General features: G+C 32.6%; 7 protein-coding genes. 1 reads left to right on the top strand and 6 read right to left on the bottom strand.

Going from position 1 to position 12,821, the window contains the following annotated elements; translation table 11 throughout:
* The 4 genes from P0R33_RS16135 to P0R33_RS16120 form a co-directional block, all read right to left on the bottom strand.
* Complete coding sequence (locus tag P0R33_RS16135; protein WP_276172218.1) at positions 1-1,422, bottom strand: GDSL-type esterase/lipase family protein; 1,422 nt, start codon at positions 1,420-1,422, stop codon at positions 1-3.
* On the bottom strand, positions 1,419-2,897 hold the full coding sequence (locus tag P0R33_RS16130) for an SGNH/GDSL hydrolase family protein (RefSeq protein ID WP_276172216.1): 1,479 nt from the start codon (positions 2,895-2,897) through the stop codon (positions 1,419-1,421). Before P0R33_RS16130 ends, P0R33_RS16135 begins: the two co-directional genes overlap by 4 nt.
* Before the next feature lie 276 nt (positions 2,898-3,173).
* Positions 3,174-4,586, bottom strand: a complete 1,413-nt coding sequence (locus P0R33_RS16125; protein WP_276172214.1) for an HmuY family protein — start codon at positions 4,584-4,586, stop codon at positions 3,174-3,176.
* Between the two features lie 7 nt (positions 4,587-4,593).
* Positions 4,594-6,753 (bottom strand): TonB-dependent receptor, encoded by a 2,160-nt coding sequence (locus P0R33_RS16120; protein WP_276172212.1) that lies wholly within the window; start codon positions 6,751-6,753, stop codon positions 4,594-4,596.
* A gap of 105 nt (positions 6,754-6,858) precedes the next feature.
* Here P0R33_RS16120 and P0R33_RS16115 point away from each other — a divergent pair, with 105 nt between their 5' ends.
* On the top strand, positions 6,859-7,761 hold the full coding sequence (locus P0R33_RS16115; protein ID WP_276172210.1) for a DUF6607 family protein: 903 nt from the start codon (positions 6,859-6,861) through the stop codon (positions 7,759-7,761).
* A gap of 83 nt (positions 7,762-7,844) precedes the next feature.
* On the opposite strand, the gene P0R33_RS16110 is transcribed toward P0R33_RS16115, so the two are convergent.
* Positions 7,845-9,278, bottom strand: a complete 1,434-nt coding sequence (locus P0R33_RS16110) for a SusD/RagB family nutrient-binding outer membrane lipoprotein (protein WP_276172208.1) — start codon at positions 9,276-9,278, stop codon at positions 7,845-7,847.
* Positions 9,279-9,288: 10 nt separating this feature from the next.
* Entirely contained in the window at positions 9,289-12,480 is a 3,192-nt protein-coding gene (locus tag P0R33_RS16105) for a SusC/RagA family TonB-linked outer membrane protein (protein WP_276172206.1), read from the bottom strand.
* Positions 12,481-12,821: the final 341 nt, after the last annotated feature.

Genomic DNA, 12,821 nt, shown 5'->3' with positions numbered 1-12,821 from the left:
TTAATTCTTTAATTTAAAATTATCGTATGCTTTTAAAAACGCCTGAGTAAACAGATTACCTTGTTTCTCATATCCTTTTTTGGAATAATGAACCCAATCTGGACCTATTAATCCTTGAACTTTTAATTGTTTGATACCACTCATACCACCAAATTCATTGTACAAATCCCAAACGGCAAAACCGTCTTTTTGAGCCGTATCGATAATTTGTCTCGTATAATCATCAATATAAGTATTCGGTTTTCTTCTCAATAATGAAGGCGGCGGAGTCATTACAATTATGGGCGCATCAATTTTTTGTGCTTTTATATTACTGATAAACTCTCGAAGCTCCTTAATATAATTTCCTGAATCTAAATGATCGTAACTTTCATTTGTTCCCAACGAAAAAACCAACAAATCAGGATGCAATGCTTTTAATTGTTCAAAGAATAACGGATATTTATTATAATCTGAAAACTTGGCTCCATTTACTCCAATTCCGCTGTATAGAATTCCTGAAGCGTCTTTTTCTAAAACAATTCCGTTCAACTCATAATCAGAAGCTTCTTTATTTGGAATTAGAAAAATTCGGCTTAAAGCATCATTAGAATTGTAATAATGAGTATAAGAATCTGATTCTATTGTTAAAGGTACAAACTCTGACATTGAAACTGTTTTTGCTCTTGTTTCGTTTGTCGCAATTTTTAAAGTTCTTCCTGCACGAATATTATTCCCTTTTAAGTGATTATCTCTTTTAATCTCCGCAATAGAAACATTGTATTTATCTGCAATGCTTCCAAGAACTTCGCCTTTTTTAATCTTATGTGTAATAACTTTTCGTTCCGTCGTTTGGATCGAATTAATTTTAGACGAAACTGCTAAATCAAACATATTCTGATTCTGTGGCGTAATAATTTTTATGGTATTGAATTTATACGCTAAATCTTTCACATTCATTTCTATAACAAATCCGCCAGAATCTCTCCAAAGTCCGATTCCACTTAAACCAACTGGATTGCTTTTAAAAGGAAGAATGTTTCTATAACTTTCCCAAGTTCTGTTTGATTTGAAACGCTCGTTGTAAGATCCATTTGTTCTTGCTAATTGATAAGGAAAAACCAAACCGCGCCCAGCATTTCCAAATTTTTGCTGTAGATTCTTTCTGATTTCATTAGTCATCAAGTCGCCTTGAATATGAGAATCGCCAATATGTACAATATTTATTTTTTGATTCTTCTGATTTTCATTTTCTTCTAATTTTTTAAAGAAATCTTCTAATACTTTCGCATTATAAATCTGACCATCAGAAGGAGCTTCAATCGCTGCTGTATCCACTTTTTGAATCATACTTTTTGGTATTGGATGTACATCTTTTTTTGGAGGTTTCTCATTTGTTGCAAAAAAAAGACAACAAAAGAAAATCATTATTTTATTTATCATAAGCTGTCTTTTATTATGGATACGGAATCGGATTTGGCTCTTTTTACTGGTTTTGGCTTAGTCCCTTCAGCATCTCTTTTTTGTCTGAGAACTTTATATTCTTCGTATCCTTTATTCAATTGTCCGTACAATAAATTCCCGATTGCTTTTGCTCCACGCTGGTTAAAGTGCGTGTAATCTTTATTGGCTTTTGCTGGCGCTTCATCAACCCATTTTATCATCGAACCATCGCCTCCCATTAAAGTATATAAATTTACAAATCCTGCTTGAGTTTCAAGAGCGTAATGTTTTTGTGCTTTCATTAAAGGAACCACGGCAGAATCGGTTTTCATTTCCATGTCATATTTAGTCGATTTGTCTGCTGTTGAAACAATTAAGATTGAAACTCCGGGAAAAGATTCTTTAATTTTATTTACGGTTTTTGTCATTCCTTTTTCATACCAAGAATAATTTTTTGTTCCGTAATTTAAAACGTTTGTTCCGTAATGAAGAATAATCAAATCGTATTTCAGATTGTTATTAAAAGCTCTCATAACATCGGCATTGAACATTGAAATAGGAAGTCCAGAATTTCCTCTTTGAGAGAAATTGTCAACGTGAACTCCCGCTCCATTATCAAAATTAAATCCGTAAATCGGAATAGAATCTGCTTGAACGAAATTGGCCTTAAATGCTTTTAAATTTCCAGAAGAAACTTTTAATGTATTCACTAAATTATTTGGTGAAAGACTTTTTTTGATGGTATCTTTTCCGATAATAAAATTCACTTTTCCTGTTTTAGATGCGCGACCGTAAAATAAAGTGGCATTATCTAAAGAAGTAGAATATTTGCTAAGACCTGCTTCATACTGAACCCAAGTCGGATTCGATTTATCATTTGCAAAAAATACATGACCATTTACACCAAACGGACTAGTTGGTCTTTTTACATTTAAGTATGATTGTGTTTTCCAGTTTTTAGAATAAGTTGATTTTACAGAACCCCTAGAAGCGGCAGATTCTGAAGTAATCGGGACAAAACCAACTCCATTTCCTCCAAAACGTCCTTGATAATTGGTTCGAACGTCTTGAACGATTAAATCTCCATCGGTCATTGAATCTCCGTAATAAGCGATTCGAACTTTATTCTGAGGATTTTTTTCTAGCTGATACAATTTCTCATAGAAAGAAATCAGATATTGGTAACCTTTATAATTTTCAAAAGTTTCAGCCGGAAATTCGATTCCCTCTGTCTGATCAAAAACAATTTTCTGATTGTTTAATTCTCTTTCGCTTTCGGCAATACTATCATCGTCTAAAGCAAGTGAATCTTTAGCCACAGACTCTAAAAGCAGACTATCTATTAATATATTTTTAGAATCTAATTTACTGTCTGAAAATATTTTATCTGGAAGGATTTGTTTGAACCCAATAAAAGCAACAAGCGCTAACGCAACAATTGCAAAAGACTGAAAAAAATAAGATTTTGTATTCACTTAATTATTATAAAGTATAAAGGTCTACATTCAAAAATTAAACCAATTAAATAATTGTTAACTTATTGCAGAAAAAATTTGTGCAAAGATAGAATAACATTTTGTTTCTAATTCAATTTAGTAAGAAAGTAGAACAAAAAAAAGAGGTTAGATAAATCTAACCTCTAAATCAAAAAAAAATAAAAAAAACAAAGCTAATGATTAACTAAATTTTAATGCGTTGCATTATATATTAGAATGAACAATCTTTATATTTTTTAGATTTTCATTTTAAAATTATTTCAAGATAGCATATTGGAAAGTAGGATAACCTCTTTTTCCATCTGCATTTGCTCCACCTGTAAATTTCAATTTATAAACATTTCCTGCTGGATCTTTAACAATAAAGAAACGATCTGTTCTTAGAACAAACTGAGAAACCGGAATACCACCTGGACCATTAGCACTAGTACCTCTCCAGTTAGATCCAATATTTCTTTGATCTTCTGTAAATTTAGCAGTTGCTACATTTGCTAATGTAAATGCATCATATGTAAATTCAGTGTTTAAAACTTGATACGCTTTTGCACCACCTTTAAGATTGCTCAAAACGAAATCAGCAAAATGATATGGAGCTAATCCTGTTGGACCTTGAGTAGTGTTTGTAAAAGTTGTAAAGTTGATATCCCACTGTGCTTTTTGTGGTTCAACACTTACTGTTTTCTTGTCTAACAAGCTAAAGAATGTAAAATTGTAAGCTGCATTTTTTGTAACTACTACTTCTTGGTGAGTTGTAGCTGCTAAATCTGCATATTGGATTTTATAGTCATTTCCACTTCTTAAAATTCTGATTTTTTTCCATCCTCTAGAAGTTCCACTTGCAGAACCTTCAGCTCCTACAGCTGGTTCAGTTGTACCAGGATTACTTCCTAAATTAACTACATAAACTTTATTATCAGACTCCGTAGCAGAAATTGTTGCGATAGCTGTTTTAGCAAGATCTCCTGATGGATCATCAATTTGTGTAACACTTCCATTACCTTGATTAATAACCATTGCTTCATCTTCTACTTGAACTTCATCAATATTTGTGCTTGTTGTTTGTTTAACAGACATTTTCACAGAATTGTTGATTACAACTTTAAAATCTAAACCTGAATAAAATCCAAGATCCCAAGATGTTCTTAGAACATTAGTCATTTTTCCACTGCTTAAATCAACATAAACTTGATTTTGCTCGAATGATCCACCAACTTCAGCTGCTAAAGCACTTCCTAATGAAGCTGTTTCATTAAAGTTTACCTGAATTGATTTGTTCTCAGAAATTACAGAATTAATAGTAATGCTCTGGATTGTGAAAACCACATTTTTAACTTGTCCTTCGATAGCTTCTTTTAATTTTTTAAAAGAAAAACTAACAGAAGAAACTCCTTTATCAAAAGGAACAACAACAGTGTTAGCTGCTACTGCTGGAGTAGTGCTAAAATCTGTGCCACTTGCTACTGCAGTTTCAGTAACAGTCAAAGTTAATGACCCAGCTGAAGCAGTTGGAGATGCAAATTTAATTTCAATCGGCGTAGTTTCCGCAGATAAATTTACTGAAGTAGCAGCAAAAGCTACAGCATTTGCTTGAGCCACCTCATCATCGCTACTACAAGCTCCAAGAGCTAGTAATACAAAAGATAGTATTAAAATAAAGTTCTTTTTCATGTTATTATTAATTTAAATTTAGATTATACGTTAATTTTAAAAAGTAAGAACGTCCATATCCTAATAAAAGATCTGTACTACCTGCGGCGTGTGCTCCACCTGTAGAATCTCCTCCTCCATTTCGGACAGATTGAACATTTGTTATATCAAATAAATTTCGAGCTCCAACCGTAACTTCAAACTGATTCTTAAAGAAAGTTTTACGTACCGAAGCATCCATCCAGCTGTATGGCTTTATTTCTTCCAAGAAGAATTGAGCACTTCCATCTGTGCCTGTTCCTGCAACAAACCTTTGCTGTTCTCCATTAAATTTGTAATAAACTGCAAATAGTGTATTCCATTTTGGTATGTTGTATGAAATACTAGAGTTTAACTGAAGTGAATACAAAAATTTATCATCAGAAGTTAGGTTTAAAGCTGCCAAATCTAATTTTCTAGAAATTCCAACTACTGCAGCACCAACTTTAGCTGTCAAATTTTTATAAGTAAACTGCTCTGTGGTAGAGATATTCCACATTTTATACTTGTTGATATTGACATATTCGTAAACTTGACTTGGAGTTACTTGTGTCAAAACCATATCAATTCGATCATCAACATCCATATAAGTTACAGCTAAATTATTAGCGATCTGAGCTCCTGATCCTAAAGCACAAGATCTTTTAAAACTCACCTCATACGAAGTACTATTTTCTGGCACCAAATTAGGATTACCTTGAAGATTATGATTAGAGTCAACAAAATAGGTATATAGTTCATCAAAGTTTGGTGTACGATATGATTTTCCTAATGAAGCTCTAGCCTCTAAACCTTTTTGAAATAAATATCGCAAGCCTAGTGAACTAGCATACTGGTTATCAAAATTAGATTGAATTGAATAACGAAGTCCTGGTCTGATCGAAAATTTATCACTTAAACTAATTTCAGCAACTGAAAAAATATCGTAGTTTTCTAATCGCTTTCTGACATCTACAGATTGCTGCTGATCGTTTTTAAAGGTACCAGCCGATGCATCATAAAATCCGTTTTCATTTGTTATTTCATAACCCATCTGAAAATCTACTTTTGGATTATTAAAGAAATTACTTAATGTTCCTGTAGAATAAAATACTTCTTTAGACTGGTAGGTTTGTCTGTCATTAGCAAATTCTTCTTTTGTTTCAATTTGATAATTGAATTTTTCAACATCGCGTTCCTGCTTTTGGTGAGACAACGAAACATTATAATTCAGTTTTGAGAAAAGCTTTCCGTTAGAATTTAAATGGTGGTAAAAACGATTTGTTAAAAACCGTTTATCATTTGCAAAATAGGTTTCAGGAAAAGGATAATTATCTTGAGGAATTAAGATTGGACTGTAATAATGCACATCTTCTCCATAATAATCAAATTTGTAAAAAATCCTAAAATTATTCTTCTGATATCCTAACATGGCATTTCCAACTAATTGATCTTTAGGAAGCCATTCATAACCACGAAGTCCATCGTTTAGCCCGTAATCTTTTCCTTTTTTATTATCGTAAAAACCAGCAAAATCATTACGATTTCCACCAACATTTATAAACCAATGTTCATTAAAATTATGTGCAATTTTTGCCGATTGAATATGACGACCCTTATCAAAAAGTGCATACTCATTACCTACTGTTTCTTCTTGAACAGTTGCACTTATCTGCCATCTGTAACCACCCCCTTTTTTTGTAATAATATTCAAAATACCGCTCACTGCATTTGCTCCGTGAGTAACTCCCATTGAACCTTCTATGATTTCGATACGCTCAACATCATCTAGATTTACCTGAGTTAAATCGACATTTGTTCCCATTCCTGTATCACTTACTAAAGGAATATTATCAATTAATATTTTAAAATATTGTGAATCTAATCCAAACATAGAAACAGTAGAACGCCCGTCGCTTCCACTAGTTCTAATACTTATATTTAAATATTGATTCAGCACATCTGATAAGTTGTTTGCTGCCAACTGCTTAATATCTTCTTTAGAAATTACTCTAACATTAAAGACAGATTTCTTAATTGACTGCGGTTCTAACTGTCCTGTCACAACAACCTCAGAAAGTTTTTCTTGAGAAACAATACTATCTTTTTGCTGAGCAAAAGAATACGAACAAAAAAGTAGTCCAGCAAAAAGGGTAAATTTTATTTTCATTATTTTAATTCAGTCTTAATAATCGATGCAAATATATAACTATTTTTAATTGTTCTAAATTAAATTTATATATTTGCAAAAAATTTAAAAACAAAACAATAAGTTATGATTTCAAAAAGCCTTTTAATGTCAGCCGCTGTGGCTTTAACATGCAGTCTTGGTTTTAGTCAGGACAAGAAACAACAAGATATTAAGTCTATAAAATCAATGTGTGGTTGTTATGAAGTGAAATTTAATTTCACTGAAACATTCTCATACCCAAAAGATTCTCTTACTTATAAACCATCTGAAACAAAACACGAATCTGCTTTAGAATGGGTTGAATTATTAGAAGACACTCCAAACAAAATTGTAATGCAGCATTTACTTATTGTAAGTGATGATATGATTATCAAACACTGGAGACAAGATTGGTTATACGAAAACACAGACTTATATTCTTTTGACAAAGGGAATTCTTGGAAATACAAAAAATTAGACAAAAAAGCGGTTAAAGGTCAATGGACTCAAAAAGTATATCAAGTAGATGATAGTCCGAGATATGAAGGATCTTCGACTTGGGTTCACATTGACGGAAAAGATTACTGGGCAAACGTTGCTGATGCACCGCTTCCAAGAAGAGAGCAAACAAAACGTAACGATTACAATGTTTTAAAAAGAAGAAACATTCACGAAATCACAGCTACAGGATGGAATCATGAGCAAGACAACGACAAATTAGTTCGTGACGATGCTGGAAAAGATGTTTTGTTAGCACAAGAAAAAGGATTTGACGTTTACACTAAAGTTCCAGATGTTAAATGTATCGCAGCACAAAAATGGTGGGTAGCGAACAATGCAATCTGGAAAAATGTTCGTGACAAATGGCAAACTCTTTTTGACAGACATAAAGACTTAAACTTAGAAGCTAAAGTTGATAGAAAAGCGCTTTACTCTCTATTATTTGATTTGAAACCAGATACTGCAAAAGCAGAAACAGATAAAATCATTGACAAATTTGTTAAGTAATTAGAATTAGTTGTTATAAAAAGGCCGGAAGTTTTTTAGACTTCCGGCTTTTTTTATCTTTTTTAATGACGAGTACTATTCTATTACCTAGAACCTCCTGCCCACCAAACATTTTCCTTATACACATAAGATCCGTCTCCATATAAATCTTTTATATTGGAATTCGACGCAACATCTGATTGACCGTAAGCAAATCTTAAAGGAAATAAATTAGGCTTTGGATTTACCATCGGAATAAGATTTCCATTTCCCATTGCTTGCAAGCGTCTAATATCATTATAAGATTCAATACCTTCATTTTCGTAAAAAGAGATATGTTTTTCAATCATAATCTTTTTTAATAATGCATCACCAGTTAGTGCACCAATAGAAGCTATGTAAGCATCTGCTTGAACTTCAGTAAATGTTACTGCTTGTTTTTTTGTATAAGATGCTTTTATAGCTGCATTCATGGTAATTTGTGCTTGAGACAAACCTAACCTAGCTTCTGCTTCTGCTTTCAAGAATAATAATTCATGGTAGCTTAATAAATAAATTGGATTTTTCTCACTCATAAGTGCAGAGATAGAATAAATACCTTGTCCCTCTATATCTTCTTTTGAGTTGTCAAAAGGAACAACTACTCCTGCGATTTTAGAAAAGAATACATCCGTACGAACATCGGTTGGCCCATTTGCAATCATGGTATTATAGAAACTTTTAGCCACACATATCGCGCCTCTGTCTAACTGAAATCTGGCATAAGGATTTGGCACACCAGCGTTTACAAATTTCAATTCATCATCAGCACTATTAAAAGAAGCATTAACATAATTAATTACACCTTGATAATCTGCTTTTCTAAAAGACAACCTCATAGTGTATCTCGCCAATAAGCCATTCGCCGCTTTTATCCATTTTGCCGAATTTCCGCCATAAATCAAGTCCTGATTTCCTAAACTTGAATAAGTCGTTGCTTTTTTTAGGTTAGCTATACCCTCGTTTAATTTAGCAAATATATCTTGATAAATTGCTTCTTGTTTATCAACCTTAGGCTGAAAAATTATTCCCGATTTTCCAGCTTCTTCATAAGGAACATCGCCGAATAAATCTGTCAGAACAGCTAAATTATAAGCTAATAGTATTTGAGCTATTCCTAATGTCTGATAGTTTCCTTTTTCTTCTCCTGCTGTACATTTATCAATAATAATGCGTAATGTTTTTAGTTGTTCATAACTATTATTCCATCCATTATTATAAGTAGAAGATAATTGAGGTTCGGAGCGTCTAACTTGTGCATTATACATTTGGTTATGATTTCCCGCATTTAATTCAGAATATATTCCTGCATAGAAAGAGGCATCGGAGCCCGTAACAGTAAAAGCAGAATTAACCATTACATCAGTAATTATTAAACGGCTTGCCATATCTGTTGGATTATTCACATTCTTATTTATCTCATCCATCTTATCTTCAGAACAAGACTGAAATAAAAATAAAGTTACTAAAGCTGTTATTGCTATTTTTATATTTTTCATTTGATTTTAATTAAAATGTAAAGTTCATTCCAAAACCGATGCTCTTTGTTTGTGGCATTGACCATTGTTCGAATCCACCCGAGAAATTATTATTTCCTTGTGTAGCTTCTGGATCAAGATTAGGCATTTTTGACCACAATAAAATGTTTCTTGCAAAAACTGAAGTTCTAAGATCAACAGAATTATTTAACAATTTAGGAAATTGGTATCCCAAAGTGACTTCTCTTAATTTTACAAAACTTGCGTCAAAAACGGCAGATTCTGCAATACCATTTAATGCTGCTTGCAATTGTTGTTGTGCATTAGGATCTGAAACACCTCCTCTAACAATATCATTTGGAGTTCCGTCTTCTTTAAAACCTGGAAATACAAATTCAGAAGTTCTATCAGCTGTTCTTGCATCTACTCCATAGTAACTCATTAAGTTGTTTGATCCGCTATAAATATTTCCGCCATTTTTCCAGTCAACAACAGCTCCCACTGAAATTCTTTTATATATAAATTGAGTAGAACCTCCTAAAGTAAATTTTGGAGCAACTTCTCCCAATACTTTTAGTTCACCATCAGCTACAGGAAGTCCTTGAGCATTTACTATAATATTATTTTGAGCATCTCTAGCATAACCTGTACCGTAAATAACAGGAAAACGATCTCCCACACTAGCTCTAAGTTGCGGAGTTACAAATCCGCCTAAAAAAATATTATCAACACCATTTGCTAATGCTTCAACGTAAGAGTCAATTTTCGAGAAGTTTGCATTTAATGTCCAATTAAAATCTTTTGTACGCACTGGATTTAACATTAAAGTTAATTCGTGTACATCATTACGCATTTTTCCTCCATTTGTCACAAGTGAACTGGCTCCTGTTGAACCAGCTAATGGAACGCTAAAAATTTGATCTGTTGAATTTTGTTTAGAAAAAGTATAATCAACTCCAACTCTGTTATTGAAAAATTTCAAGTCTACACCAATCTCATAGGATTTTGTGTTTTGTGGTTTTAAATTTGGATCATATTGTACATTGTTAGGAATATATGAACTAATACCTCCCAAAGGATATTGTATTGGTTGTCCTGACCAAAATCCGCCACCATAAGATGGAGTAGTATAATAATTTCCTATGTAATTTCCTGCTTGTCCTACCTGAGCAATTGATCCTCTAAGTTTTGCATACGAAAGAAATGAATTCTCTTTTAAGCCTTCTAATTCTGTTACCACAAAACCTAAAGAAGCAGATGGATAAATAAAATCTCTATTTCCTCTTGGCATATTTGATGCAATATCTTTACGAATAGTACCACTCAAGAAAAGCATATTTCTGAAAGACAATTCAATATTACTAAAAAAACCAACTGTACGTATTTGTCTACGGTATTCTTCAGCGGTTATTGTTCTGGCATTAGCAATTGTTGGCCACCCACCAAAGTTAAAAGCCGTTCCTATTTCATCATATTCTTTAGTATTTTGATGGTTATATTCATTTCCAACTAAAACATTTAAGTTAAGATCCTTTGTTATATTTAAATTGTAATTTAAAGTAAATAAAGAGTTAATTACATCATTTGTTGTACCAAAAAGATGTGCACTACTACTTTGTCCTGATAAATCAAGTTTATTTCCAAATTCAAAAATATTTCTGTAATTGGTAGTCCATGAATCTACACCTACCTGATACTTAACTGTTAATTTTTGATTTCCATTTGAACTTATAATTGGAGCATATTGAATATATGTATTTCCAAAAGCACGATTAGTTTTTTCACTAAATTCGTTGTTGTTAGCAGCCCAGTAAGGATTATTAAAAACACTTGGTCTATAATAAATTTGATCGTACGGATTTGATGGGTTAGCGTAACCAATTCCTTTTAAATCGTAACTTCTTGGAGCAGCAAAAACACCAACTATAGCACCGTCATTTGCTGATGTACTTTTGTTTATTTTGGTTTGAATATAATTAAAAGAAAAACCTGTCTTCCATTCATTATTTAGTTTTGTATCTACTACAGCCTTTGCAGTATATCTACTCATACCAGTTTCAGGAATAATACCATCTTGTTTTGATGTACCTATACCAAATGAATAGTTAGTTTTTTCTGTCGCTTGAGAAATATTTAGCGAGTTATTGATCGTAATTCCCGTATTAAAAAAATCATTAATATTATTATAAGCTCTAGGATTAACCCACGGATCTAAACCAGCTTTTGCTCTTTGAGGCACATAATATTTCCCTGGTTTTAATACCCCGCCATTAAGCGCATTGGCAACATTTCCACCATAAATGGGATCGTTTGGCAATTCTGAAATTTTTGGTCCCCAGTTTGTTGAAGCATTTGGATTAAATACGCCATTTGAACCTTGAGCATATTCATTTTGTGTACTTGGTTTCTTCGAAATTGTTTCAAAACTTGTAGAAGTATTAAAAGTAATAATAGGTTTGCCGTTTTGACCAGAATTCTTTCCGCTTTTTGTAGTAATCACAATTACTCCGTTTGATGCTCTCAAACCATATAATGCAGATGCTGCTTGTCCCTTTAAAACATTTATTGATTCAATTTCGTTTGGATCAATATCTACAGCTCTGTTAGCAATATCAGATCCTGTAACTCCATTTCCAGTGCTAAAGTCTGGTTGTGATGCTACAGGCATACCATCAATAACATACAAAGGACTATTATTTCCTGTGAAAGATCGAGCACCGCGAATTACTATTTGAGAAGAAGCTCCTGGAGCACCACTTGAAGGCGTGATTTGAACTCCTGCCAACTTACCTTGCAAAGCGCCAGAAAGACTATTATTATTTCCTCTTGTAATATCGGCCGCTTTTACTTCCTGGGTAGCATATCCAATAGCACGAGCACTTTTCTTAACTCCTAATGCCGTAACAACTACAACTTCTTGCAATTCTTCGCCAGCTTCATGCATTTTAACATTTACCGCAGATGAATTCACAACTGTAATGGCTTGATCTTTCATTCCTACATAAGAAAACACCAAAACATCTCCTGTTTTTGCTTTAATCTTATATTTTCCATCAAAATCGGTTTGCACTCCATTACTAGTTCCTTTTACCACGACATTCGCACCCGGAATTGGCCCGTTCGTATCTGACACAATTCCTGAAATTGTTTTTTCCTGTGCAAAAAATATTTGAACAGTAAACAAAAATGCAAGAATTACAAACCCTTTAATTTTCTTTTTCATTTATAGCTTTTTTAATTAAGGGGCGCAACTTAGAAAATTAAATTACTTTTAACAAGATTTTATTTATTTTTAACACAATTAAAAGAAGCCTTTATCTTACAAATAAAAAAACCGTCTCAATAGACGGTTTTGTTTTTTACCTCATATGTTTTTTATTAAAAGCTTACTAATTCAAAATAATAAAAAATTGATATAAGGAAGAATTTTCTATCAACAGCTTATTAAATCTGTAAATATTTTCAGAAGTAAAAGTATTTAAGAAATAATTTTAAACACTCCCCAATAGGTCTAAAAAGCAATAAAAAAAGCCAATAGTAGAACTATTGGCTTTTAAAATATTT

This window comes from Flavobacterium sp. YJ01, from assembly GCF_029320955.1.
Classification (GTDB): domain Bacteria; phylum Bacteroidota; class Bacteroidia; order Flavobacteriales; family Flavobacteriaceae; genus Flavobacterium.
The sequence above is the reverse complement of the archived record's forward strand: the minus strand, read 5'-3'. Positions and strand labels throughout refer to the sequence as shown.